We start from the raw sequence: 25,137 nt of genomic DNA, 5'->3' as shown, positions 1-25,137 counted from the left end.
TTACAGCCCAAGCCCGCGCTGCACATTCCGCAACGCGTTCTGCGGGTTCTGGGGTTGAACTGTATCAGCCCGGCCAGCGGCCGCGTTATTCTGCGGGATCAGTTCGCCGGCGTCGAACTTCCACAGGTTATAGCCGATGGCCTGGTCTTTGCGGATGGTGTCGCCCGCGGCGATTTCCTGGTGGCCGATGAGCCCGCCGTCCACAAGCGCCCCGGTGGGCACGGTGGGGCCCGGCACGAGGCGGCCGTTCCAGCCGGCGTCGCGCAGCGCGCGCTCCGCGTCGGTGGGGGTCATGCGGGTGATCTGCGGCATGGACATGAGCATGCCGTTGGAAACGCGCAGCTCAACCGTGGTGCCGGTCTCCACATCCGTGTTCTCGCCGGCGACCGCCAGCACCTCGCCTTCGGGCTTGGCGGAGTCCACATGGGTCACCGTGGAACGCAGCTGCAGCGATGACAGCGTCGCGGTGGCCTGCTCCACGTTGAGCCCCACCAGCGACGGCACCTGAACCATCTTCGGCCCGGAGGAGACGGTAATGGCGATGCGGGAGCCCTTGGCAATCTGCGTGCCGCCGGCAGGCTGCTGGCCCAAAATGATGCCGTCGGGAATGTTGTCGCTGCTCTCGCGGCGCACGTTCGGGTTGAGTTCCAACCCGGCCTTCTTTAGCTCCCCCACCGCTTCCTCGGTGGTCAGGTTGGTCACATCCGGCACATCGGTCATCTCCTTGCCGGAAGAGACGGTCAGGGTGATTTGCGTGCCAGGCTTCAGCTCGGAGCCGGCGGCCGGGTTCGTGGCGATGACGTTGCCGCGCTTGATGTCCGGGTTCGGCTCCTCCATCACAGACACGGCAAAGCCCAGGCCCTCGAGTTCGCGGATGGCGTCGTTGCGCGGCACGTCCACAAGCTCAGGCACCTGCACCATCGCCTCTTGCACGGGGGCGGGCGCGTCGTTCTCGGTGGTGGAGAAGTAGTCGTAGACGAACCAGCTCACCGCGGCGGCGAGCAGCAGGCCCAGCAGCGCCGCGACCCATTTCAGCCAGTTGGAGGAGGTTTTCTCGTTCGCGGCGCGGTGGTCGGCGTAGCGGGTGTGGCCGGGTGAGGCGCCTGCCTCTCGACGCACCACAGGTTCCCTCACCACATCCCCAACCACAACCGTGTGGCCTTCGGACGGGGAGTCTGCAGCGTGCGCGCCCACAGCCTGTTCGGCGGCCGCCAAATGATTGCGCGCGGCAGTGGTGACGCTGCCGCGCTCGAGCAGTGCGAGGTCTGCGCCCATCTCCTCCGCCGTCTGGTACCGGTCGGCGGGGTGCTTCGCCATCGCGGTGAGGATGACGGAATCCACGTTGACCGCCTCGTTGTCGGACAGCGGCGCCTCAATGCGCTCCGACGGCGGCATCGGATCTTCCTGCACGTGCTGGTAGGCCACTGCGAAGGGGGATTCGCCCTCGAAGGGCGGGACGCCGGTGACAGTTTCGTACATCACGCAGCCGAGGGCGTAGACGTCGCTTCGTGCGTCCGCGGCCTTGCCGCGGGCCTGCTCGGGGGAGAGGTACTGCGCGGTGCCGATGACGGCGGAGGTCTGCGTCATCGCGGAGGTGGAATCGTCCAGCGCTCTCGCAATGCCGAAATCCATCACCTTCACCGCACCGGTGTTGGTGACCATGATGTTGGCGGGCTTGATGTCGCGGTGGATGATGCCCGCGTCGTGGCTGGCCTGAAGCGCGCGCGTCACAGGCAGCAGCAGCGCTGCGGAGCGCTCCGGCGTGAGCGGGCCTTCATTGCGCACGATGTCGCGCAGGTTCATCCCGTGGACGAGCTCCATCACGATGTAGGGCACGTCCACGCCGGAGGTTTCCACGGATCCGGTGTCGTACACCGAGACGATGTTCGGGTGGTTCAGGCGGGCGGAATTCTGCGCTTCGCGGCGGAAGCGTTCGCGGAAGTTCTCGTCGCGCGCCATGTCGATCTTCAACATCTTCACGGCAACTTTGCGCCCGAGGGACACGTCGGTGGCGGCATACACGTCCGACATGCCGCCGGTGCCGATGATGTCGCCCAGTTCGTACCGGTCCGCGATCAGCATTTACCTGCCACCTCCGAGGAAGCTCTCAAGATTCGGCAATTCTATCGCAGGCGCGTTCTCAGCAGTGGTCTCGGGCACATTGCTTCTCGACGTCGCCACCTCCGGCAACGGCTGCGCCGGCTCAGTGGTCGCCGGATTGGGGCGCTCGGCCTCCGAGGGAGCAGCAGGCGCGGCGGGCGCCTGCTCCGCGGTGGGCTCCTCGAAGCGCAGGGTGCCCGGGTTGCGCGACTCGGTGATGGTGGTGCGTTCACGCTGCGTCGTCGTCTCGGTGACCGGCTCTTCCGTCTCCTCCTCCTTGGTGGGGGTAGCCGTTGTCGAGGTCGGCGACGTGGTGGCCGTGCTGCTTCCGCCGGTGAAGCGGTCGAACAAGCCCTCGGAGTAGGCCCACGCGGCGGCCCCGCCGGCCAGCGCCAGTGCCAGCAGGGCCGCAATGATCGGGCCGGCCGCCGAGGACTTCTTCTCGCGCTGGGCGGGCGCGGCGGCTCGGGCGGGGGCGGGCTGGGCCGGAGGGCGTCGAGAAGCAACTGCCCTCGCGGCGGACGGCGGGTAGGCGCCCTCGGGGCGGGAGGTGCGTTCCTCGGCGACGCTCGCCAGCATTTGTGTGGACGCGGTGGCGGACGGCTCGGTGGCCACCACCTGCGTGTGGCCGCCGGGCTGGGCGGGGCGCAGGCCCTGGCGGACCTGGGAGATGGCCAGCTGCAACTCGTTGCCGTCGCGGAAGCGTTGGCCGGGGTCTTTGCGCAGGGCGATCTCGATCAGTTCGCGCGCCGGGGCAGACACGGAAATGGGCAGCGCAGGCGGCTCGGCGGAGACGTGCGCGAGCGCCACTGACACGGAGGAGTCGCCGGTGAAGGGGCGCTTGCCCGAGAGAAGCTCGTAGCCCACCACGCCCAGCGAGTACACGTCGGAGGCCGCGGTGACCTTCATGCCCTGCGCTTGCTCGGGTGAGACGTACTGCGCGGTGCCCACGACCATGCCGGTGCGGGTCAGCGGCACGGCCGCCGCGGCCTTGGCAATGCCGAAGTCTGTGATCTTGACCTGGCCGTTCTGGGTGATCATGAGGTTGCCCGGCTTGATGTCGCGGTGCACGAGGCCCATCCGGTGGATCACCGCCAGGCCGTGGGCCGCCTGCTCCAGGACGTCTAACGCCAGCGCCTCGTCCAGCTGGCCCTCGCGGGCAACCAGGTCCGCGAGCGATTCGCCGCGGATGTACTCCATGACGATGAAGCACACGGTGAAACCCGAGTCCGTGTCCACCTCTTGGTAGTCGTAGGTGGCCACCACGTTGTCGGAGTTGATCCCCTGGGCGGAAAGCGCCTCGTTGCGGAAGCGGGCCAAAAACTCCGCGTTGGAGCTGAACTCGGGGCGCAGGACCTTGATGGCCACCTCGCGCTCGTTGGACAGGTCGTCCGCTAGCCAGACGGTGGACATGCCGCCGTGGCCGATGATCCACTGCAGCTGGTAGCCGTCGCCGACGAGCTGTTGCAGGTCCTCGCGGTTTTCGGTGTTCATCTACTGTGCTCCTTCCACGGGTGCGGGGGCGGCGCGCAGGACGGCCCGGCCGATGGGGCCGGAGACCTGCCCGCCTGTGGCGGCTTCGCCGAGGTGGCCGCCGTTTTTCACCACGACGGCCACCGCGACGTCCTTGGCAGGATCGAACGCCACGTACCAGACGTGCGGCGCGGCACCCTCCGCGTGTTCGGCGGTGCCGGTCTTGGAGGCGAAGCCGTTGCCGTCGTAGCCGAAGGTCCAGCGCTCGGATCCGTACATCAGATCCGTGATCGTCGCGGCTTCCTCTTCCGTTACGGCCTCGCCCAGCTCAACCGGCTCGGTTTCGCGCACGACCTTGCCGTCGGCGTCGCGCACCGCGCGTACCACGTGCGGCTCCATGCGCTTGCCTTTGTTGGCGATGGTCGCGGCCATCACCGCAGCCTGCAGCGCCGTCATGGTCACGTCGCGCTGACCGATCGCGCTTTGCGCCAGCTCCGCTCCGCCGGGCAGGTCGCCGAGCGAGCCGGCCGCGTTGGGCAGGCCGAGGTCGTAGCTTTGGCCGATGCCGAAGCGGGCCGCAGCGTCGCGAAGCGCCTCCGGCCCGGCCGCAAGGCCCATCTGCACGAATGCGGTGTTGCAGGACAGGGCGAACGCGGTGCGCAGGGGCACCTGGCCGCCGCCGGCGCAGGGCTGCCCGCCGTAGTTGGTCAGCGGGATGTTGTCCGTGCCGGGCAGGATCGTCTGCGCCTCGCCCGTGAGCGGCGACTCGGGGGTGAACCCGTTTCGCAGGCCCGCGGCGGTGGTGATGATTTTGAAGATGGAGCCCGGCGGCAGCTGCTCCTGCGTCGCGTGGTTGAGCAGCGGTTTCGCGGGGTTGCCGTTGACGTCCGCCCACGCGCCCTCGGCGGTGTTCGGGTTGGCAATGCCGTTGGGGTCGTAGCTGGGGGCCGAGGCCATCGCGAGCACCTCGCCTGACGACGGCCTCACGGCCACCACCGCCCCCTCATAGCCAGGCTTGGCCAGCTGGTCGAACGCGAAGGCCTGCAGGTTCGGATCCAGGGTCAGCGCGACCGTGTCGCCCTTCTTGCCGTCTTCCGTCCCGGTGCGCAAGAAACGGGATGAGGTGCCGGAATCCCCGGTGAGGTCCCCGTTGTGGGTGGACTCCAGCTGGGAGGTGCCGAACTGGTCGGAGGCGTAGCCCACCACCGGGGCGAAGGACCACGGCATGTTCGGGTAGGTGCGCTGGTAGAAGCCGTCCGCTTCGTCGCGGTGACTCTGCGCCAGGACGGTATCGCCCGCGACGATATCGCCGCGGTTGGTGCGCTTCAGCTCCATGAGGATGCGGGAGTTGTGGGGGTCTTGGGCGTATTCGTCCTCGCGCATGCCTTGCACGATGGAGTAATTCACCAGCAGTGTCACGATGAGCAGCAGGGAGACGACGGCGCCGAAGCGGAGGGACTTGTTCATCGCGCGCCCACCACCTCAGCCTGGCCGAGGCGCTGCGCGGTGCCAGCCGCAACCGCGTCGTAGTCCGCCGGGCGGTTCGCGCTGTTGGAGATGCGCAGCAGCAGGCCCAGCAGGATGTAGTTGGCCATCACGGATGAGCCGCCGGCAGACATAAACGGCGTGGTCAGACCGGTCATGGGCAGCATGGCGGAGACGCCGCCTGCGACCACGAAGATCTGGATGGCAATGGTCAGCGCCAGCCCGGAGGCGAGCAGCTTGCCGTAGGAGTCGCGTGTCTGCATCGCGGTGCGGAACCCGCGGGTGATGAAGATGCCAAACAGGCACAGCACCGCGGCGATGCCCACAAAGCCCAATTCCTCGCCGACGGCGGCCAGGATGTAGTCCGAGTGCGCGACGGGGACCAACTCCGGGTGGCCGTAGCCCAGCCCGGTGCCGGTGATGCCGCCCCAGCTCAACCCGATCAGGGCGTTCGCGGGCTGGTTGCCTATGCCGTCAAAGTCCGCGAACGGGTCGATGAAGTTGGCCACGCGGTCCTGGATCTTCGCGCTGATCTGGTACACCGCGTACCCGCCCACGGCCACCAGCGCCAGGCCGATGGCCAGCCAGGACGCGCGTCCGGTGGCGAAGTAGACCATGCCCAGCACCGTGGCGAACAGCAGCAGCGCCGGGCCGAAGTCGTTCGACACCGCCATGATCAGAATGGCAATTGCCCACACCATGAGGATGGGGGCGAGGTCGCGCAGGCGTGGGAACGTCATGCCCAAAAAGCGCTTGCCGGCGACCGTGAACAGGGCGCGTTTCTGGGCGAGGAGCTGTGCGAAAAAGATCAGCAGCAGAATTTTGGAGAACTCGCCGGGCTGGATGGAAAACGGGCCGAGCCACAGCCAGATCCGTGCTTCCTCGTAGCCCGGGGGCTGCGGCCACACCAGCGGCAGGGCGAGCAGAATCAGGCCCACCAAGCCCAGCAGGTAGGAGTAACGCGAAAGTGCCTTGTGGTCGCGCACCACAATCATGGTGAGCACCATGAGCCCCACACCGATCAGGGACCACATCATCTGGCGCTCCGCCAGCGGGCCGTAACCGGGGCGCTCGGCCAGGTCAAGGCGGTATATCACCACGAGGCCGACGGCGTTCAGCAGCGCCACTACCGGCAGCATCACCTGGTCTGCGTACGGCGCCAGGAAGGCGATGGCCACGTGCGCGATGGCGTACACACCCATGAACCCACCGATGATGTAGAGCATCTCCGTGGACAGGGTGCGCCCTTGGCTCGTCTCTAAGCCAAAGAGCATCAGCGCGAGCAGGCCGGTGGCGAGCAACAGAAGAAGCAGCTCACGGCTGCGTGAAGCGAGTCTGCTCATCGCACCTCCCTGCACTTGTCGTTGTCGGGCGACTGCTTGTCCACACAGCCCGGCAGAGCTTCATCCGCCAGCTCATTCAGTCTTGCCAGCACATCGTCGTAGGAACCCGTGACGTTTTCCACGTCCCGCAGATCTTTAGGCAGATCAGCGACGTTAAACACGTGGCAGTCGCCCGGGGTGGTGTCCTTGGCAATGACGCGCAGCTTGCCGTCCTCGGCCAAACAGGCGTGCTGGATATCTTCGGTCTGCGCGTCAGCGAACACGTTGTCGCGGGTGGTGTGCTGCACAACAAACTCGCCGGAATCCTCCACCGTGAGCGCGTAGGTGTCCGTCTCGCGCGACTGCGCCCACATCAGGGCTGCGGCAGTAACCACGAGCAGCAGCACGAGCGTTGCGACGACCCACGGCCACACCGAGCTCGGCTGCGAGCCGGCCTTAGTGTGGTCCTCCTCGTCGTCGGGCCCGTCGGCCTCCTGCGTCTTGGCCCGGTTGTGATCCGGGGTGATGGTCTCGGACTTGCGCAGCAGCGCCGCCGCGCGGGAGGCGGCGGAATCCGGGTGGGAGGACTGGTAGCCCGGGGCCAGCGCACCGGCCCTCACCACGGCGCGGGTTGCTTCCTCAGAGCCGTGAGACTCCACGACCTCGGCCACCACCACGGTGACGTTGTCCGGCCCGCCGGAGCGCAGCGCAAGCTCGATCAGGCGCTGGGCCGCCATCTCCGGGGTGCCGTCGCCCAGCGCGATCTCGATGGTCTCTCGCGTCACCGGGTCGCTCAACCCGTCGGAGCACAACAGCAGGCGGTCGCCCGGCTGCACCTCAATCAGCTCCAGGTGGGGCTCCACCGGTCGGCCGGTGTACGCCTTCAAAATCAGGGATTTCTGCGGGTGGGTGGACACGTCTTCGGGCGCGAGCTTGCCTTCGTCCACCAGCGACTGGACGAACGTGTCGTCGACCGTGAGTTGGCGCAGCTCGCCGCCGCGAAGGAGGTAACCCCGCGAATCGCCCACGTGGATGAGACCGAGATCGCGGCCGTTGAACATCAGCCCGGTGAGCGTGGTGCCCATGCCGGCCTGTTCCGGGTGCTCGGCCACCGAGGCCTCAATCGCCGCGTTGGCGTCCTCGGCGGCTGCGCCCAAAAGCGCCAGCATGTCCGCGTCTTCAGGGTCGCGGTCCAGGTGCTCCAGGTGCTCCACCATGAGCTGGCTGGCCACCTCGCCGGCCGCGTGGCCACCCATGCCGTCTGCAAGCACGAGCAGGTGCGGGCCGGCGTACGCGGAGTCCTCGTTGTTGCCCCTGACCAGGCCGCGGTCAGACACAGCCACGAAATCTAGCGCGAGTTTCACGGCATCAGCCTCACAATCGTGCGTCCCATCTTCATGTCCGTGCCCACGGTCACCCGCTCAGGCTGGTCAATGCGCACCCCGTTGACAAAGGTGCCGTTGCGCGAGTCCAAGTCCTCCACGAACCAGTCGCTGCCCCTGCGGAACAGGCGCGCGTGGCGCGAGGAAGCGAAGTCGTCGCCCAGCTGGAAATCGTTGTCACCAGCCCTGCCGACAGTCAAGTCCTCCAAGCTGGCAATTTCCATGTGGGAGCCTTTCAGCGGCCCCTCAACTACCGCAAGGGTGCGCGCCTTCTCCCTGGGGGCGGGTGCGGAGGCACTTGCCTGACGACGCATCGTTCCGCCCGCCGACACCACATCCTTCCTCTGCGTCCACATGACGAGGAAGATGAACACCCACAGCAGGGCCAACAGGCCGAAGCGGGCGCTGAGGATCACCGTCGAATCCATGGCATCCCTTCTACGGGCGGAAATATTCGGTACTGGGGTGGGACACCGAGTCCGTGAACTCCGGCTCGCTTGCGCCCGCCTGCGGCTGGTCCTGGGCGCCGACAATGCGGACCTCGATGTTGGAATGGCCCAGCGTGATCACGTCGCCGTCGGCGAGCATCCAGTTCTCCACCGGCTCGTCGTTGACGGTTGTGCCGTTGGTGGACTGCAGATCCACAAGCACCGCCACCTGGCCGTCCCAGGTGATCTCCGCGTGCTGGCGGGACACGCCGGTATCCGGCAAACGGAAATCCGAATCGTTGGAGCGGCCCAAGATGTTGGAGCCCTCGTGGACCAGGTAGGTGCGCGACGAGCCGTCCTGAAGCAGCAGGCTCACCGTCGATTCGCCCGCCTGTTGCGGAGTTTCGGTGGTGGGTTCGGACATTGCATCCTCCTTCAATTGCGAGCGTGAGGCGCGGCGCTTTGTCGGCTCCGCCACAATGGCGTCGAAGCCGCTGACCACATCCGGCATGGTGTCGATGTAGCTAGACACCCGCAGCTGGCCAGTGCGCAGGCCCGACTCCTCCGCGATACGCACGACAACAGGGCCGTCGAGGAACCACTGGTTGTTGCGCACGTACCGCATGAGTTGATCGGCGAGGTCCACAGGAAGATCGCGGTTCTGCGACAGGTTCTCCAGGTCTTTCGATGACACGCCCACGGCGTACACGTTCGGGGCGACATACTCGTCCTTATCCGTAACCACCAGCGAGTCTTGGGCTTCCTGCTTGACCAGCTCTTCGACTTCCTCAGGCACAACCTTGCCGCCGAACAGCGCCGCCATGGAGTTGTCCAAGCCGCGCTGCAGGGAGCTGTCCAGTTTTGCCAGCCTGTCCATCACTGCCATTTCCTGCGCACCTCCTTTCTTCACATGCGAATTTAAGTAACTCGGACAGTATAGGTGCCCACCCCGACACGACCTATCCGTCCAGCGTGCGTGGCGTACCGTAAATGGCCGATGCGCTGGCGATTTGTTGTTAATGTGACCTGCGTTCTATATTGATCAAGTCGCCCGCCCGGGTGGCGGAATTGGCAGACGCGCTGGCTTCAGGTGCCAGTGTTCGCAAGAACGTGGGGGTTCAAGTCCCCCCCCGGGCACAGCGTGAAGTCTCGAGACATTGTGCCTACAGTGTCTCGAGATTTTTGGTTTTTCGGCGTGCCCCGGAAAGTGAGGGCTAAGGGTCAAAAAGTGTGTCTGGTTCGGCGTGTCGTGGGGGTTAGATTTGGCCTTTTTGGATGCCGATTGAGTGTGTGTAGTTGGTGTCGATAGCGTTGTCGTAGAGGGCTGGTCGTCCGGTTTCGTGGTCGGCTTGGTTCTCGTTGTGGGTCAGGGTGGATACTTTGGCGAGTTGGTCCTGGCCCCAGTTGGACTGCCTGGCGATCTCAACTGGATCGTCAGGCAGTTCTGTCTTGAGGTAGAGCCACCACTCCAGCATCCGACGCTGGTGCTCGCCGGATCTGCCGCGGTGGGTGCGGGCAAGCAGTTTCAATTGGGCGTTGATCCCTCCTTCTAAGCTGTTGGTGGTGGATTTGATCCGGCTGCCATCGAGCACACCGTCGGGTGGGTCGAGGTAGACAAATAACAGCTGGTTACGCCAGAGGTGGTTGAGGCTGTTGTAGGCCTTGCGGGTGCGTTCATGGGTCCACGACCAGGTACGTTGCCGTGTCACAGGGTCGGTGGTGAAGGTTTTCTGGTTCATCCAGTCGCGGTAGATAGTGCCGTATTCGTGCAGCTTTACGCCCCAGGCTGCGGCTTCATCCAATGTGGTGATCTTGGTGAGGTTGAGCGCGAGTTGGTAGATCGCTCGTCCCGCGTCGGTGCGTGGGCGTGAGGTGGTGTAGCGGCGTACCACGCGTTGGGCGTGGACGAGGCAGCGCTGGATCTTGGTGCCAGGCCAGCATGTCTTGATCGCGCTGGCGGCGCCTTGGCCGCCGTCGATGACGGCGATCAGGGGTGCGGGGATACGTTCGAGGAGGTGTTGGTAGTCGCGGGTGGTTTCGTGGGTGCACCAGTGCCAGGCGATGACGTGATCCAAGGTGGCAGCCACAATGAGACATCCGCCTGCGGTGTAGGTGCCGTCAAGGAAGATTTGGTCGTAGACTCGGCCTTCGTGTCCGATCGTGGGATCAGGCACATCGACAAGCCAGCACCACGAAAACTGCCGTTTCATGGTGGAGCGGCTGATTCCGGCGTCTTTTGCGTTCTGCCTCAGGGCGGTGGTCGATGTGCAGTGCTCGATGAATTGTCGAAACACCGCTGCGTGGGTGATGTCGCTGCGGGTTTTGGTGGTTGATGCACCGCAGGTTTTGCATCGCCACCGAGTGGTGTCCTTGGATGTGGTTCCGTTGCGTTTCATCTCTCCGCCGCACACTTGGCAGCGGGGTCGGTTCTTCGGCATTGATCAAGCCAACACCGGCTCCTACCACACGCTGCTGTCACACCTCGGTATTTCGCCACCCTGGGGCGGATATAAGCCTCAGGAGCATATATTTTCCGGATTCCCCCTGATCATCCCAAACAAATCGACGAATCCGGACACACATTTTGACCCTTAACCCGAAAGTGAACAATCCGCCTCGGCGAGCCGAACCAGCTGGTTTGCACTAAGTTTGTCGGCATGTGGGTGGAACAAGAACTCGTAGTGAAGCAAACGAAAGCTCTGGGGCGCGACGCGTTCGCGATCGAGGGCCCGGACGGGGAGCTGCTGGGCACGGCACGCCAGACGCTGAAGATGAGCGACCTGGTCAAGGCGTCGCGCGGGGTGGAGGTGTTCGACGCGGCCGGCGTGCACGTGCTGAGCATCGAGGACCCGGTGAACTTCATCCGCGACACCTACGTCGTGCACCTGGCCAGCCCGCCGATGCAGCTGGCCAAGCTGACTAAGCGGTTCGCCTGGATAGGGGCGAAGTACGACGTGGAGATGGCCGGCCTTCCCGACGTGCAGATTCAGGGCCAGGCATTCCAGCTCAATTACTCGTTGACCAGCCAAGGCCGCGAGATCGCGCGCGTGGACGCGGAGTACTCCGGTATGGGGCGGTTGATGATGGGCAAGACGAGCTACCGCGTGCGCATCGAGCCGGGGTTGGACGAGCGGCAGCGCGCGGCGGTGGTCGGTATCACGCTTGCTATCGACATGCGGCGGCAGAAGATGCGCAAGAACTCGGGGTAGTACCATCGCCGCATGACTAAGGGGCAGCGCTGGGGCTTTTTCGCGGTGGTGTCGCTGGGCTTGCTCATGATTAGCCTGGACAATTCAATCCTCTATACAGCCCTGCCGGCGTTGGAGCGTAGCTATAACGCGACGCCGGAGCAGGGCCTGTGGATCATCAACGCCTACCCGCTGGTCCTGTCCGGCCTGTTGCTGGGCACCGGGGCGCTGGGGGACAGGGTTGGCCACCGGCTGATGTTCATCGTCGGCCTTGGCGTTTTCGGCCTCGCCTCACTCGGCGCGGCGTTCGCGCCGGGGCCGCTGGAACTGGTCATCGCGCGCGGCTTGCTCGGCGTGGGGGCAGCGGTGATGATGCCTGCCACCCTCGCGCTGATCCGTATGACGTTCCCGGACGAGCGAGAGCGCAACACCGCTATCGGCATCTGGGGCTCTGTGGCGGTGGCGGGCGGTGCACTGGGCCCGGTGGTTGGCGGGGCGTTGCTGGAGCGCTTCTGGGTGGGGTCGGTGTTCCTCATCAACGTGCCCATCGTGGCGCTGGCGCTGGTGCTCACAGTCGCGCTTGCCCCGGAAAACCTGCCCAACCCGGACAAGGAGTGGGACGTGGTCTCCTCGCTCTACGCGTTGCTTGCGCTGTCGGGCCTGACCATGCTGATCAAGCAGGCCGCCAACACGCAACGCCTGGTACTTCTGGTTGCCTCCGCTGCTGCCGCGGTCCTTGGCGGCTGGCTGTTCGTGCGCCGCCAGCGTCGGCTTGCAGACCCGCTGCTTACCTTCGACATCTTCCGTTCCCGCCTGTTCACCGGCGGTGTGCTCGCGGCGGTGGGCGGCATGGCTGTGCTCGCCGGCGCGGAACTGATGACCACGCAGAAGCTGCAGCTTGTCGACGAGCTGACGCCGCTTACCGCCGGCGCCACCGTCGCCGTGATGGCCGCGGCCGCTATCCCAGCCTCCACGCTTGGCGGCGCGTACCTGCACAAAGTCGGCTTCCTGCCCCTGATCGCGGGCGGGTTCGCCGGTGCTGCGGTGGGGGCCGGGGTGGTGGTGGCCGGAGGGACGTCGATAGGCATGGTGTTCGGGCTGGTGCTGCTCGGGCTGTCCACGGGATCGGTGATGAGCGTGTCTTCGATCGCGATCATCGGGTCCGCGCCGATGCACCGCTCCGGGATGGCGGCGGGCGTGGAGGAGGTCTCCTACGAGCTGGGGACGCTGCTGACGGTGGCGCTGACGGGGTCGCTGCTGCAGGCGGGGCTGGACCGCGGGGTGGAGTACACGGACGCGTACCACGGCGTCATGGCCGTGCTGGGGGCGGCGGCCGCGGTGTTTGGCGCGGCGACGTGGTGGTGTTTCAGAGACAACCCGAAGTCTGGAGGAACCCATGCCTGACATGAACCCCCGCGCGTGGCACCGCAAGGCCTCGCGCCCGGTGAGCATTTGGATGGCGGTCTTTCTCGCCGCCGGCTTGGCACACCCGTTCATCCCGGACGGCTCGTGGCTACTCATCCACATTTTCACGCTGGGGATTTTGACCAACTCGATCATGTTGTGGTCGCAAAACCTCACTGAGCGCTTCTTGGGGCAAAAGCTTTCCGACGCCGCCCGGCCCGCCCAACTCACCCGCACCTACTTGCTCAACGCCGCCACCATCGCCGTGCTGGTGGGGCAGCTTGCCCGGTGGTACTGGCTGGTGTGGGCGGGCGCGCTCGTGGTCGCGGTGGCGCTGGCCTGGCATGCCATCGTGCTGGCGGGGCAGGTCAAATCTGCGCGCCGGATACACATCGGCGCGGTCGGCTTTGTCGCCTCGGCGTGCTGCCTGCCGGTGGGTGCGCTGTTCGGCGCCGCCCTGTCCGCGGGGCTGCCGGGGCAGTGGCACGGCGCGGTGCGGCAGGCCCACATGTTCACCAACGTCGCGGGCTTTGTCGGCCTGGCGGCGATGGGGGCGCTCAGCGTGCTGTTCCCGGCCATGTGGCGCACCCGGGGTCAGGACCGCGTCGGGGTGGCACTCGCACTCGCCGGGGCCGGCGTGGTGGTCGCGGTGGCAGGCTCGCTGCTGCGCGCGTCCGCGGTCACTGGGGTGGGCACCGTGGTCATCCTGGCGGGCTGGGTGTGGCTGTACCAGGGGTTCGTGGCCAGCGCCCTGACGGTGGTGAGGGATCCCCGCGGGCGCGTGACGTACCCAGCGTTGTCCGCGCTGTGCGCGGTGACGTGGCTCGTCGGCGGGCTGACCTGGTACGCGGTGCGGGTGTTCGGCGGGACGCTGGAGGTGCCCACGCTGCCGTTGCTGCTCGGATTCGCTGCGCAGCTGCTTATTGGTACCATGAGCTACCTCATGCCGGTGACCATGGGCGGCGGGCCGGCCGCGGTGAAGGCAGGGCTGGGCGAGCTCAACCGCGCTCCGTACCTGCGCGTCGGCCTGTTCAACGCGGCGCTGCTGGCGTGGCTGGCGGTGGGCAACTCCTATGCGCGAATCGCGTTTTCCTTCGTCGCGTTCGGGGTGCTGGCGGCGTTTATCCCGCTGCTGGCGCGTGCGGTGAAGGCGCAGGTTGCGGTAATTAAATCACGTCGACCCTGAAGGTCATGCCCATCGTCTTGTGCCCGGCGATGGTGCACCAGCCCAAGGTGTCTTTGTTGAACTCCCCGAAGTAGGTGGTCGAGGTCTCGCCGGGGGAGAGGCGGCCGGAGTTGGCGTCGCCGATTTTGAGGTCGTGTTCCTTCTCGCCGTCGTTGACCAGGTTAACCACGAGTTTGGTCCCGCGGGGGACCTCGATGCGGTCGGGGATGTAGCGCATCCGCTCGATGCGCACGTCCGCGGTGACTACGTCGTCGCCGGTGGGGATGTCGCCCTCCTGCGATTGCACCAGCGCCGACGTCGACGCCGCGCCGGCGAGGACGGCGGCGGTGATTGCCCAGGAGGCGATGTGCGTCCGGCGCGTCATCGGCCCCACTCCTTTCGGGGAAACGTTGGGACTATGAGTTGTAGGACAATTCAGGAAGTCGTACAATATGCCCGACCTTAAGATAACCCAGGAGAATGCGCATGGAACGGACGCACGCACCCCGCCCAGCCAGCGACCTGTTCAACGCAGTCGGACACTTGAGCCTCAAGCAGCTCGAGGTGTTTCAGGTGATCCAGGACACCCCGGACGGCATGCAGGTTGCCCAGATCGGCAGCGCGCTGGGCATGCACCCCAACACCGTGCGGGGCCACCTGGACGAGCTGATGGCCGCCGGGGTGGTCAACCGCCACATCGCGCCCGCGCCGGGCCGCGGCCGCCCCTCCTACATCTACACCGCCCGCGTGGCGCACACGAGTCTGGCGTCAAAGGCCATGAGCACCTTGGTGGAAGTGCTGGCCAGCACCCTGGCCAGCGGGGACACGGACACTGCCAAGGACCTCGGCCGCCAGTGGGCGGACCGGGTGAACCCGCGCCGCCACGGCAACTTGCGCGTCGACCTGGACACAGCCGCCAGCCACACCGCCCAAACGCTGCGCGAGATGGGCTTCGACCCCGTGCAGCGCCCGGAGTGCTCCAACGCGCGCGTGCGCGAGTTCGGGCTGCACGCCTGCCCCTTCGTGGCGGAGCGGGGCGCCCGCCCCGCCCCTATCGTGTGCGCCCTGCACGAGGGCTTTTTGGACCAGGGCGTCGGCGACGTGAAGGTGGAGCTTTTGCCGCACGACCGCCCCGGCGAGTGCGGCGCGCGACTGAGTAAGACGGGCTAGGATACCAGCCAGTCGTTCGGGCTGAACAGCTCGTAGAACACGTTGGCCGGGGCCTTATCCGCCGGAAGCGCCGCCAGCTCGTCGCGCAGCGACTGCAAAAAGCCCGTGCCGCCGCACAGGTACACGTCCGCGCCTGCGAGGTCGAGCCCGCGCACGTCGATGCGCTCGTCGCTGTCGCGGAAGAAGGTCTGGATGGACCCGTCGCCCAGCGCATCCACCAGCTCGCGGACCTGCTGCGCCTGCGCCCAGGTCTGCGCCGAGCGGTCGGCGTGGAGGTAGCTCACGCGGCGGCTGTCGTTGTGCTTGGCCAGGTAGCTGAGAATGCCGGTCAGCGGCGTGGAGCCGATACCGGAGGAAATCAGCACGATCGGGCGCTCACCTGGGCGCAGTACGAGGTCGCCGGCGGCGAGGGTGACGTCGACAGTGTCGCCGGTGGCGACGCGCTCGGTCAGGAACGTGGACACCTCGCCGTCGCGTTCCACCGCGATGCGGTAGCGCGTGGCGTCGCCTTCGATGATGGAGTACTGGCGCAGCTGGCGGGCGCCGTCGTCGAGTTTGACGCCGATAGACGTGTACTGGCCCGGCCTCGGCTCCGTGAAGTCGCCTTCGACCGTAAACGCGGTCACCGTCTCGGACAGCGCCGTCTTTTCAACGACCTTGCCCTTGCGGAACACGTCGCCGTCCTTCACTCCGTCGGAGGCGTAGAGGTCCTTTTCGGCCTTGATCAGCACGTCCGCCATGAGCCAGTACACCGCGCTCCACGCCTCGGCCACCTCGGGCGTGACTGCGTCGCCGAGCACGTCTGCGATCGCGGCCATAAGATTTTCGTACACGATCTGGTACTGGTCCTCGGTCACACCGAGGGAGACGTGCTTGTGGGCGATCCTGTTCAGCATTGCCACCGGATCGGGCGCGGTCTCGTCCACCAGGTGCGAGGCGAACTTCACTACCGACGCCGCGAGCGCCTTCTGCTGCGCGTGCTGTTTCTGGTTGCCGCGGTTGAACAGATCGGAGAGGAGCTCGGGGTGGGCCGCGAACATCTTCGAGTAGAACGTGTCCGCAATGGTTTGGATGTTCTCGCCCACCGGTCCGAGCGTGGCCTTGACCGTTTCAGCGTGGTCGGGGGCGAGGTGGGTGTTCTTCGAGTCGGGGAGTGTGTCGTTGTACATGCGCAGGCCTCCTTGAAATAGCGGAACGAATAAATACGATTGTAGCCGTTGTAAATGGTTGTGTCGGCTGCGCCTTTAGACTGTCTCCCATGCGCTCGCCTGTGACTGAATACCTCCAAGCCATCGTCGACGATGTCCGCGACCAAGACAGCGGGGAACGCGCCGACTACATCGACGTGCTCAAAAACGCCGACCCCGACAAGCTCGGCCTTGCCCTCTGCACCACGGACGGGCAGCTGTACTCCGTCGGGGACGCGGACTACGAATTTTCCATCCAGTCCATCTCCAAGCCTTTCGTGTACGCGCTCGCGCTGGATATGTACGGTCCGGACGAGGTGCACAGCCATGTGGGCGTGGAGCCCTCGGGCGAGGCGTTTAACAAGCTTTCGCTTGACGACGACGGGCGTCCCGCCAACCCCCTCATCAACGCGGGCGCCATCACGGTGAACCAGCTCATCGGCGGCCCCGACATTCCGGTGGAGCAGCGCAGCGAGAAACTCCGTAACTACTTCTCCCGCCTGGCCGGCCGGGAACTCACCATCGACCAGCGGGTGCTCAACTCCGAGCTGGAGACGGCGGATAGGAACAAGGCGTTCGCCCACATGCTGCGCGAGGCCGGCACCATCAGCGACGAAGCGCACGACGCCGTGGCCAGCTACATCGCCCAGTGCGCGGTGCTAGTGACGGTGAAAGACCTCGCCGCCATGGCCGCCACCCTGGCCAACGGCGGCACGCAGCCGGTCACCGGCGAGAAGGTCGTCTCCGCCGAGGCCGCCCGCCTTGCCCAGGCGGTGATGGTCTCCTCCGGCATGTACGACGCGTCGGGGCAGTGGATGGTCAACGTGGGTATCCCCGCGAAGTCCGGTGTGGCCGGTGGGTTGATCGGGACGCTGCCGGGGCAGCTCGGTATCGCGTCGTTAAGCCCGCGGCTGAACAAGCAGGGCAACTCGGTGCGCGGGGTGAAGATCTTCCGCGAGCTGTCCAGCTCGCTGGGCCTGAACCTGCTGTCCTCCAACTTCTACCGCGCGCCGGGCATCCGGCGCATTGAGCGTCGCGACGACGCCGACATCGTCGAGCTCCAGGGCATGATCAACTTCACCAGCGCGGAGAAGATTCTGCGGGGGCTGATGGGCCGCCGCCTGCACTGCCAGAAGCTCATCTTCGACGTCTCCAACGTCACCGGCTTCAACAAAGCCGGCCGCGACCTGATCAAAGACGGGCTGATGCAATTCCGCAATGACGGCATTGATGTGGCTATCTACGACCCGGACCACACGCTGTCCGACTGGACCTTCGCCGACGGCACCACCGCCCAGGCCATCCGGGACTTCACCGCGTCCTTCTCCGTGCCCGCTACGCGCGAGGAGGTGTACCGGGCCATCACCAAACCGCACAGCTGGTGGGACAAGAAGGTGGAGGGCGACGCCGCCGAGCAGGGCTCCGAGTTCCACTACTCGGACGACGACCGCTACGTGGGTTTTTCCGTGCAGGAGGCGGACGGCGACCGCGTGGTTTGGACCGTCGAGCCCACCGACAACCCGAAGGAAGACCACGAGTGGGACGACACCTCCCTGATCTTCGACATCGAGGAAGACGAGGGCAACACCAAGGTCAACTTCACCCACCGCGGCATGCGCCCCCACGACCGCGGCTACGAGGAGATTGCCAAGACCTGGAAGGACCGCATTGCAAAGGGCCTGCAGCCGCTGATCGGGAGGGAAGAGGACGCCTAACATGCTGGACCGCACAATTTGGTGGCACGTCTACCCGCTGGCCGCCCTCGGCGCGCCGATCCGGGAAGTGAAGGATCGGGCGCACCGGCTCCGGGCGCTGGAGCCGTGGCTTGACTACCTCATCGAGCTCGGCTGCAACGGATTACTGCTCGGCCCCATCTTCGAGTCCGCCACCCACGGATACGACACGCTGGACCACCTCCGCATCGATTCGCGCCTGGGCGACGACGCCGATTTTGACTGGCTCATCGACGCCTGCTCCTCCCGCGGCATCCACGTCATGCTCGACGGCGTGTTCAACCACGTCGCTCGCGCCCATCCGTGGGTGGAACAGGGCTTGGCCGGCGACACCGATTGGGAGGGCCACGGCGAGCTGGCCACCCTGCACCACGCCGATCCGGCGATCCGGGACGCGGTGGTGGAGATCATGTGCCACTGGCTGCGCCGCGGCATCAGCGGCTGGCGGTTGGACGTCGCCTACGCGGTCCCGCCCGAGTTTTGGCGTGACGTGCTCGCGCGCGTGCGCGAGGAGTTCCCGGACGCGATGTTCCTTGGGGAGGTCATCCACGGCGACTATTCGTCTATAGCCGCAGAGGGCACCCTCGACGCCGTGACCCAGTACGAGCTGTGGAAAGCAACCTGGTCTTCGCTTGTGGACGTGAACTTCTGGGAACTCGCTCATGCACTCGAGCGCCACCCGACTGGCGTGTTGCCGAACACGTTCGTGGGCAACCACGACGTGGACCGCATCGCCTCCACAGTTGGCCCCGACAAGGCGGTGCTGGCCGCGGCGGTGCTGATGACGGTGCCCGGCATGCCGTCCATCTACTACGGCGATGAGCAGGCTTTCACCGGCGTGCGCGGTGAAAGCTGGTCCGCCGACGACAGCGTGCGTCCCGCTTTGCCCGCCTCGCCCTCCGAGCTCTCCCCGTTGGGCGGGTGGATGCACACCGAATATCGGCGGTTGATCGGGGTGCGCCGTCGCCACGCCTGGCTCACCCGCGCGTCGGTGGAGGTCATGGACAAGACCAACGAGACCATCTCGTTCCACTGCTCCGACGGGCAACATTCGCTGCAGACGGACCTGTGGCTCGACCCCGCCCCTGGCGTGCGCATCCACGCCGAGGGGGAAGAGCTTTACAGCTGGATGTTGAAGTAGGCGAGGATCTGCGCCAGCGCCTGCTGGATCAGCTTGAGGATGTCCGGCAGCTGCAGCGTGGTCACGTTCGCCACCGACACCTCGAACGACGGCGCGCCCGCCGGCGCGAGGTTGATGCGCTGCGGGATCTGCCCTGCCCACTGCGGGCGCACGTCCAGGTTTTGCGGAGCCTGCTGCTTGGGGGCGGGGGCAGGTGCATTCTGCTTAGGCGCCTGCTTTGGCGCCTGGGTTGCTCCACTGTTGGTGCCCTTGAGTCCGCAGCGGGTGGCGGCTTCGTCGACGCGGCCGAGCGCTTCCAGGATTTGCGGGCCGCGGCGGTCAAAGGCGGCGATCGCGTTGGCTTGGCGGACTTTCTGCTGGTAGTCGGCGTCGTTGGTCCAGTAGCGGGAGGCCTGGTCGCAGGGGATCGGGCCGGAGGGCAGTTTGGCCAGGGTGTCGTCGATGGCGTCGGCGCCGGCCGTCGGCGCGAGGGCAACGGTGCCGGCCATGATTCCTGTGAGGGCAAGGGTGCGGATCTTCATGCGGGCCAGTATGTCACGGATGGGGCAGATGTGGCAGGTGTGGCGCAAAGCTGTGTGGCCCAAAAAACAAATCCAGCTAGTAGGTTCCAGCTCTCAGGCCGAAAAAGGGCTGTTAGCTGAGTCCTACTAGCTGGATCTAGTCAGAGGCGGCCTACTTTGGGCGTTTTTCGCATCCCACGCCGTCGCCGTCGCGGTCCAGGTGGGATCCATACCCTGCCTCTCCGCGGCGAATCGGGCGGCCAAGATCATTCCAAACTGCCCGGCAGTTCGGATACGATTTCGATGCCGCTGCCGGGCGCGGTGCAGGCGCAGGGGCTGGTGCCGGGCGCGGTGCAGGGGCTGGTGCCGGGCGCGGTGCAGGGGCTGGTGCCGGGCGCGGTGCAGGGGCTGGTGCAGGCGCTGGCGCTGGCTTCGCCGCCGGGTGGCACGGAATGAGCTGTGGTGCCGGGTTCGGGATAATGCCCTGCTTCATCGCCCAGCACACGCCACCAGCGATCGCCGCATCGACGGCGATGACCCCCACAACGCCGAGAACGATTTCTAGTGTGGTGAGTTCTTCGTCGACTGCCGGAGCAGAGGGGGAAGTCGTAGCGGTTTCAGTCGGGGATGGGGTGACGGCTACCGAAGTGGGTGCCGAGGTAGACGGCGTGGCAGTGGGTTCTAGGGCGCTGGCGGTGGGGACGAAGAGTGCACCGGCGGCGAGGGAAGCTGCGGTGATCGCAGATACAAAAGATTTCTTCACGCTCCTAATTATTTCACAGCTGTTTGAGAGCAGTTATTACGCCCCGACGAAGCGGCGGATCAGGGACCGATACGCCCGCACGGTCAGGTCCACGTCCTCCACGGCGGCGGATTCGTCGTGGCTGTGCAGCTCGCCCAGCACCGAACCCAACGTTTCGCCGCGCCCGTGCAGGGCGAACCCGTAGCCCACGCCCCCTTTCCGGCGGGCGAAGCGCAAGTCCGACCCGCCGGCCGCGATGGTGGGTACGACCGGGACGTCGGGGAAGAATTCGTTGAAGGTGGACAGGATGGCGTCGTAAAGCGGGCCCGACGTGGGGGACACCGACCCGTCCTCGGTGATGAGGTGGGTGATCTCGACGTCGTCGGCGATCTCGCCTAATGCGTCGCGCAGCAGCGCGTCGATCTCCTCTTGCGTCTGGCCGGGAAGGGGGCGGATGTCCAGCTCCATCCACGCCACCGACGGCAGCACGTTGATGGCGCCGCCCGCGCGCAGGACGGTGGGGGAGATGGTGAGGTGGCTCATCGCGTGCGAGTAGCTCTCCAGCTGGCCAAACGCGTCGTAGCCGGAGCCGGCCAGCAGCGCCGCCTCCGTGTCCGGGTCGAACTTCCAGGCGCGGACGTAGCCCTCCCAGATGTCGTCGCTGCGCAGGTCCGGCTCGATGGCGGCGACGCGCCGGGCCACCTCGGCGATCTTCGCCACCGCCATGTCGCGGCCGAACGGGGCGGAGCCGTGGCCGGCGTCGCCATGGACGGTCAAGCGGCGCTGGCCGGCGCCCTTTTCGCCCACGACCACCACCAGCGCGTCGGAGCCGTCGGCGGCGGGGAGGTGGGAGCCGCCCTCCTCGGAGAGGCAGTTGGCCCAGGAGAAGTCCGCGTGGTCGGCGAGCCACGCCGCGCCCAAGCCCCCGCGCGCCTCCTCGTCGGCGCAGCCCACGAAGGTCAGGGTGCCGCGCGGGCGCTCGCCGCGTGCCACGTCGCGGACGCAGGCTGCCATCGCCGCGGTGATGTAGAGCATGTCGGTGGCGCCCCTGCCAAAAACGCGGCCGTCCACGATCTCGCCCCCGAACGGGTCGTGCGTCCATTTGTCTTCGTCCACCGGCACGACGTCGGTGTGGCCCAGCAGCGTCAGGGGTTCGGCGGAGGGGTCGGTGCCCTCGACGGTGAAGGCGATGGACACCCGCCCCGGGTGCGGTTCGTAGCGCTCGACCCGCACGTCCGTACCTGCGAAGAAGGCCTCCAATGTGTCGGCGTTTTTGGTCTCTTGTCCAGAATCTGCCGTGAGGTAGTTGACGCATCCATTTTGGATGAGGTTCTGCAACAGGGCGATTGTGGTATCGGTTAGGCTCATACCGCAGAAGCCTAACGCCCGAGCATCTGGAGAATCCTGGATGAACCAAGTAGTTCCTGGCCGCCGGTCTGAAAGCACCGACCCGCGAGCCCTGCGCACCCGCAAAGCTCTTGTTGGTGCCACTGTTGCGTTGTTGAAGACGCACCCTGTCGCGGAGCTCAACGTCTCCCAAATCGTGAAAGAAGCTGGGGTGAGCCGCCAGGTGTTCTACCAGCACTTCACGGACCGCGACGGCCTGGTGCTGGCCACCGCCCAGGACATGATCAAAGAGGCGTACGAGGGCTTTGTCGCACGCTTCAGCAGTGACCGCGACTTCGAGGCCGCGGTCACCGCCCTGATGACGACGTTGACGGACCAGTACGAGGCTGCGGTGCACATTATCGACTCGCCGGTGCACAGCATGCTCGACCAAGAGGTCGTCGCCATCATGCTGCCCACTATGCGCGAGGAACTGCGGTCCCGCGCCGACGAGTGGGGCGGCGCCGACGAGCAGCTGCTGGACGACATGGCGAGCTTCTACATCGCCGGTTGCCAGCACCTCCTCGAGGAGGGCGTGCGCGAGGGGGCGTCGCCGGAGGAGATCGGGCGGCGCGTCGAACTCGTGCGGCGCGTGCTGATCCGTGAGTAGTCTGTGGGGGTATGAGTCGGGTACCGGAGGCCGTCGAGAAGCTTAAAGCCCTGTATGAAGAGTCGTGCGAGATCGCACGCTCGGGGGATTTCAGCCGCTACGGGGAGGTGCGCTACCCCAAACTCACGGTGGAGGTGCGTCAGTGGCGCCCGATCGACCGTTCCGAGCCGTTCGGCTACGTCGACGAGGCCGGCACCTACTCCGCCGTCATCTCGCAGCCCGATCTGATGGAGGGCTACCTCACCGCCCAGCTTGAGGCGTTGACCTCGAACTACCCGTGCGAGGTGGAGGTGGGGTACTCGGACGAGCTCATCCCGCCCGCCTACATCAAGGGCATGCCGCCTATCGACGAAACCGTGGACCTGCCGCGCCCCGCCCTGGACGAGGTGCACGACGCGATTGTGGACGGCCACTGGGACGCCTTCAACGGGGCGGAAAAACCGTTGTTCCACGTCGGGCCGCAACGCTTCGATCTCGCGCTGGCCAGGCTCGAGCACTACACCGGCATCGAGGCCGACTCGCTGCAGCGGTTCATCCTGTTCACGAACTACGCCATGCACGTGACCGAGTTTGTGAAGTTCGGGCTGCGGGAGTTGTCCGACCCATCCTCGCGCTACACACGCCTGGTGCTGCCCAGCGGGGAAACGGTTTCGGACACGGTGGCGTTGGAGGACTTGGAGCTGGGCTCGAAGTTCCAGATGCCGCGCTACGACCTGGTCACCGAGGGCGGCGACGGCATCACCATGATCAACATCGGCGTGGGGCCGTCCAACGCAAAGACCATCACCGACTCGTTGGCGGTGCTGCGCCCGGAGGCGTGGATCATGATCGGCCACTGCGCTGGCCTGGACGCGCGCATGCGCATCGGGGACCTCATCCTGGGCAACGCATACGAGCGGCACGACCACGTGTTGGACGACTACCTGCGCCGCGAGCTGCCCATCCCCGCCGTGCCGGAGATCCAGCGCACGTTGGAAAAGGCGGTGAGCAAGGTCTACGGGGCGGACGCGTCGCTTATGCGCACCGGCACTGTGCTTTCCACCGGGGACCGGAACTGGGAGTGGAAGGCTCCCCGAGACCTGTGGGAGTGGCTGCGCGGATCCACCGCCGCGGCCGTGGACATGGAGTCGTGCACCATCGCCGCGAACGGGTACCGCTACCGCGTGCCCTACGGCACCCTGCTCGCCGTGTCCGACTTGCCGCTGCACGCGGTGCCGAAGCTGCCGGCTGGTGCGCAGGCGTTCTACTCCAACTCGAAGGAGGCGCACGTGATGTGCGCGGTGCGGGCGATGGAGAAGCTGGCCCGGCACCCGGAGCGGCTGCGGACCAGGAAGCTGCGCCGCGCGATCGGCGAGGTGCCGTTTAGGTAAGGCCTACCAGCGCGACTCGTCTAGGATCTTCTCCCGCTTGGCCACGACCGTGGCCACGACGGACTGGCCGGTGACGTTCACCGCGGTGCGGCCCATGTCGATGATCGGGTCCACCGCCAGCAGCAGGCCCACGCCGGAAAGCGGCAGGCCCAGGGTGGACAGGGTGAGGGTGAGCATGACGGTCGCTCCGGTGGTGCCGGCGGTGGCGGCGGAGCCCAGGACGGAGACGACGACGATGAGTACGTAGTCCGACAGCGACAGGTCCACGCCGTAGAACTGGGCCACAAACAGGGCGGCGACGGCGGGGTAGATGGAGGCGCAGCCGTCCATCTTGGTGGTCGCTCCCAGCGGGATGGCGAAGGAGGCGTACGATGACGGCACGCCCATCGCCTCCTCGGTGGTGCGTTGGGTGACCGGCATGACGCCCATGGAGGAGCGGGTGGCGAAGCCCAGCGTGGTCACCGGCCAGACGCGGCGGAAGAACTCCAGTACCGGGATGCGGTGGGCGGCCAGGATGATCGGGTAGAGCACGAACAGCACCAGCGCCAGGCCGATGTAGATGGCCAGCACGAACTTGCCCAAGGAGCCGAGCGCGTCCCAGCCGTAGGAGGCCACAGCGTTGCCGATCAGCGCCGCGGTGCCGATGGGGGCGAGGCGGATGATCCACCACAGCACTTCCTGGACCACCTTGAGCAGGGACTCGTTGAAGGCGATGAAAGGCTCGGCGGGCTTGCCCACGCGCACTGCGGCGATGGCGAAGAGCAGCGAGACCACCAGGATCTGCAGCACGTTGAACTTCACGGACTCACCGGAGACGCCCAAGCCGAAGATGTTGGCAGGGACGACGGAGTCTAGAAAGCCCATCCAGGAGCCTGTGGAGGACGGCTCGGCCGCCGCCGCGGCGTCCACGGAGGTGTTCGCGCCGGGCTTGACCAGCAGGCCGACCCCGATGCCGATGAGCACGGAGAAGAAGGCGGTGATGGCAAACCACACCAGGGTTTGCACGGCCAGGCGCGCGGCGTTGGTGACCTGCCGCAGGTTGGCTACGGAGGTGATCACGGCGGTGAACACCAGCGGCGGGATCAGCAACTTCAGCAGCTTGACGTAGGTGGACCCGACCCAGTCCAGGGTGGCGGCCAGCGGTTCCACGTCCACGGCGATGAAGCCGAGGACGAGGCCGATGATCAGGCCGTAGATCACTTGCGCGCCGAAGCTTGTCGCCCACTTAGGCATAGGGGCTCCTTCTAGACAGAACTGTCCATTCATTTGATAAAGACGTGGACAACCTACTCTTATCCCACCGGTTCGCAAATCGGCACCATAGACAACACGGTCTGGTGAGGCGCTGCGG

22 protein-coding genes, 1 tRNA gene and 2 pseudogenes are annotated in these 25,137 nt (G+C 66.2%); 11 read left to right on the top strand and 14 right to left on the bottom strand.

Going from position 1 to position 25,137, the window contains the following annotated elements:
- Genes pknB through HMA55_RS00925 form a run of 7 tightly spaced genes read right to left on the bottom strand, consistent with a single transcriptional unit; the run spans position 1 to position 9,076 of the window.
- The gene (gene pknB, locus HMA55_RS00955) at positions 1–2,082 is read right to left on the bottom strand and encodes a Stk1 family PASTA domain-containing Ser/Thr kinase (protein ID WP_181191225.1); all 2,082 of its coding nucleotides are present in this window, start codon (positions 2,080–2,082) and stop codon (positions 1–3) included.
- Positions 2,083–3,594 carry a serine/threonine-protein kinase gene (locus tag HMA55_RS00950; RefSeq protein ID WP_181191224.1) on the bottom strand — a complete coding sequence of 504 codons (1,512 nt, stop codon included), beginning with the start codon at positions 3,592–3,594 and terminating at the stop codon, positions 2,083–2,085. It lies immediately after the preceding gene.
- Positions 3,595–5,040: a penicillin-binding transpeptidase domain-containing protein gene (locus HMA55_RS00945; RefSeq protein WP_181191223.1), complete on the bottom strand. Its 1,446-nt coding sequence runs from the start codon at positions 5,038–5,040 to the stop codon at positions 3,595–3,597.
- A complete protein-coding gene (locus tag HMA55_RS00940) occupies positions 5,037–6,401 on the bottom strand; it encodes an FtsW/RodA/SpoVE family cell cycle protein (RefSeq protein WP_181191222.1) in 1,365 nt (454 codons plus the stop codon). The genes HMA55_RS00945 and HMA55_RS00940 overlap by 4 nt, the downstream gene beginning before the upstream one ends.
- Positions 6,398–7,744 carry a PP2C family protein-serine/threonine phosphatase gene (locus tag HMA55_RS00935; RefSeq protein WP_181191221.1) on the bottom strand — a complete coding sequence of 449 codons (1,347 nt, stop codon included), beginning with the start codon at positions 7,742–7,744 and terminating at the stop codon, positions 6,398–6,400. Before HMA55_RS00935 ends, HMA55_RS00940 begins: the two co-directional genes overlap by 4 nt.
- Entirely contained in the window at positions 7,741–8,190 is a 450-nt protein-coding gene (locus tag HMA55_RS00930) for an FHA domain-containing protein FhaB/FipA (RefSeq protein WP_181191220.1), read from the bottom strand. Before HMA55_RS00930 ends, HMA55_RS00935 begins: the two co-directional genes overlap by 4 nt.
- Positions 8,191–8,200: 10 nt before the next feature.
- Complete coding sequence (locus tag HMA55_RS00925) at positions 8,201–9,076, bottom strand: DUF3662 and FHA domain-containing protein (protein WP_181191219.1); 876 nt, start codon at positions 9,074–9,076, stop codon at positions 8,201–8,203.
- A gap of 167 nt (positions 9,077–9,243) precedes the next feature.
- On the opposite strand from HMA55_RS00925, the gene HMA55_RS00920 reads away from it, so the two are divergent.
- Positions 9,244–9,327: transfer RNA gene (locus HMA55_RS00920), tRNA-Leu, on the top strand.
- Positions 9,328–9,446: 119 nt separating this feature from the next.
- On the opposite strand, the gene HMA55_RS00915 is transcribed toward HMA55_RS00920, so the two are convergent.
- The gene (locus HMA55_RS00915; protein WP_181191218.1) at positions 9,447–10,628 is read right to left on the bottom strand and encodes an IS1249 family transposase; all 1,182 of its coding nucleotides are present in this window, start codon (positions 10,626–10,628) and stop codon (positions 9,447–9,449) included.
- Positions 10,629–10,871: 243 nt separating this feature from the next.
- Here HMA55_RS00915 and HMA55_RS00910 point away from each other — a divergent pair, with 243 nt between their 5' ends.
- From HMA55_RS00910 to HMA55_RS00900, 3 genes are read left to right on the top strand one after another with little or no spacing between them, the layout of a single operon-like run.
- The gene (locus tag HMA55_RS00910) at positions 10,872–11,399 is read left to right on the top strand and encodes a phospholipid scramblase-related protein (protein ID WP_181191217.1); all 528 of its coding nucleotides are present in this window, start codon (positions 10,872–10,874) and stop codon (positions 11,397–11,399) included.
- A 12-nt stretch (positions 11,400–11,411) separates the two neighbouring features.
- Positions 11,412–12,782, top strand: a complete 1,371-nt coding sequence (locus HMA55_RS00905) for an MFS transporter (protein WP_181191216.1) — start codon at positions 11,412–11,414, stop codon at positions 12,780–12,782.
- Positions 12,775–13,968 (top strand): copper oxidase, encoded by a 1,194-nt coding sequence (locus HMA55_RS00900; protein ID WP_181191215.1) that lies wholly within the window; start codon positions 12,775–12,777, stop codon positions 13,966–13,968. The genes HMA55_RS00905 and HMA55_RS00900 overlap by 8 nt, the downstream gene beginning before the upstream one ends.
- Here HMA55_RS00900 and HMA55_RS00895 read toward each other — a convergent pair.
- Positions 13,949–14,332 (bottom strand): cupredoxin domain-containing protein, encoded by a 384-nt coding sequence (locus HMA55_RS00895; RefSeq protein WP_181191214.1) that lies wholly within the window; start codon positions 14,330–14,332, stop codon positions 13,949–13,951. The genes HMA55_RS00900 and HMA55_RS00895 overlap by 20 nt on opposite strands.
- A 101-nt stretch (positions 14,333–14,433) precedes the next feature.
- Between HMA55_RS00895 and HMA55_RS00890 the strand changes: the two genes are divergently transcribed.
- A complete protein-coding gene (locus HMA55_RS00890; protein ID WP_181191213.1) occupies positions 14,434–15,117 on the top strand; it encodes a helix-turn-helix transcriptional regulator in 684 nt (227 codons plus the stop codon).
- Here HMA55_RS00890 and HMA55_RS00885 read toward each other — a convergent pair.
- Positions 15,114–16,286 carry a globin domain-containing protein gene (locus tag HMA55_RS00885; protein ID WP_181191212.1) on the bottom strand — a complete coding sequence of 391 codons (1,173 nt, stop codon included), beginning with the start codon at positions 16,284–16,286 and terminating at the stop codon, positions 15,114–15,116. The genes HMA55_RS00890 and HMA55_RS00885 overlap by 4 nt on opposite strands.
- Positions 16,287–16,375: 89 nt before the next feature.
- Here HMA55_RS00885 and HMA55_RS00880 point away from each other — a divergent pair.
- The 3 genes and pseudogenes from HMA55_RS00880 to HMA55_RS00875 form a co-directional block, all read left to right on the top strand.
- Positions 16,376–17,614: pseudogene (locus HMA55_RS00880) on the top strand (glutaminase); the annotation flags it as partial.
- 18 nt (positions 17,615–17,632) lie between these two features.
- Positions 17,633–18,019 (top strand): SRPBCC family protein, encoded by a 387-nt coding sequence (locus HMA55_RS11485; protein ID WP_308239980.1) that lies wholly within the window; start codon positions 17,633–17,635, stop codon positions 18,017–18,019.
- A gap of 1 nt (position 18,020) precedes the next feature.
- Positions 18,021–19,178, top strand: coding sequence for an alpha-amylase family protein (locus HMA55_RS00875; protein WP_181191210.1), 1,158 nt, complete (start codon positions 18,021–18,023; stop codon positions 19,176–19,178).
- Here HMA55_RS00875 and HMA55_RS00870 read toward each other — a convergent pair.
- Both HMA55_RS00870 and HMA55_RS11405 read right to left on the bottom strand, forming a co-directional pair.
- Positions 19,157–19,699, bottom strand: a complete 543-nt coding sequence (locus HMA55_RS00870) for a hypothetical protein (RefSeq protein WP_181191209.1) — start codon at positions 19,697–19,699, stop codon at positions 19,157–19,159. The genes HMA55_RS00875 and HMA55_RS00870 overlap by 22 nt on opposite strands.
- Before the next feature lie 151 nt (positions 19,700–19,850).
- Positions 19,851–19,961, bottom strand: a pseudogene (locus tag HMA55_RS11405) (excalibur calcium-binding domain-containing protein); the annotation flags it as partial.
- A 20-nt stretch (positions 19,962–19,981) separates the two neighbouring features.
- Here HMA55_RS11405 and HMA55_RS11255 point away from each other — a divergent pair.
- Positions 19,982–20,134: a hypothetical protein gene (locus HMA55_RS11255; protein ID WP_235961701.1), complete on the top strand. Its 153-nt coding sequence runs from the start codon at positions 19,982–19,984 to the stop codon at positions 20,132–20,134.
- A gap of 343 nt (positions 20,135–20,477) precedes the next feature.
- Here the strand turns inward: HMA55_RS11255 and HMA55_RS00860 are convergent, their stop codons facing one another.
- Entirely contained in the window at positions 20,478–21,788 is a 1,311-nt protein-coding gene (locus HMA55_RS00860) for a M20/M25/M40 family metallo-hydrolase (RefSeq protein ID WP_181191208.1), read from the bottom strand.
- Here HMA55_RS00860 and HMA55_RS00855 point away from each other — a divergent pair.
- Together HMA55_RS00855 and amn are read left to right on the top strand one after the other, a co-directional pair.
- Complete coding sequence (locus HMA55_RS00855) at positions 21,745–22,416, top strand: TetR/AcrR family transcriptional regulator (RefSeq protein WP_308239978.1); 672 nt, start codon at positions 21,745–21,747, stop codon at positions 22,414–22,416. The two genes, HMA55_RS00860 and HMA55_RS00855, sit on opposite strands and share 44 nt — an antisense overlap.
- Positions 22,417–22,427: 11 nt before the next feature.
- On the top strand, positions 22,428–23,786 hold the full coding sequence (amn, locus tag HMA55_RS00850) for an AMP nucleosidase (protein ID WP_181191206.1): 1,359 nt from the start codon (positions 22,428–22,430) through the stop codon (positions 23,784–23,786).
- Positions 23,787–23,789: 3 nt separating this feature from the next.
- Here the strand turns inward: amn and HMA55_RS00845 are convergent, their stop codons facing one another.
- Complete coding sequence (locus tag HMA55_RS00845; RefSeq protein WP_181191205.1) at positions 23,790–25,019, bottom strand: dicarboxylate/amino acid:cation symporter; 1,230 nt, start codon at positions 25,017–25,019, stop codon at positions 23,790–23,792.
- Between the last annotated feature and the right edge of the window lie 118 nt (positions 25,020–25,137).

Origin of the sequence: Corynebacterium wankanglinii (assembly GCF_013601005.1) — a bacterium.
Lineage (GTDB): Bacteria > Actinomycetota > Actinomycetes > Mycobacteriales > Mycobacteriaceae > Corynebacterium > Corynebacterium wankanglinii.
Note: the sequence above shows the minus strand (reverse complement) of the source record. Positions and strands in the feature narration are given on the sequence as shown.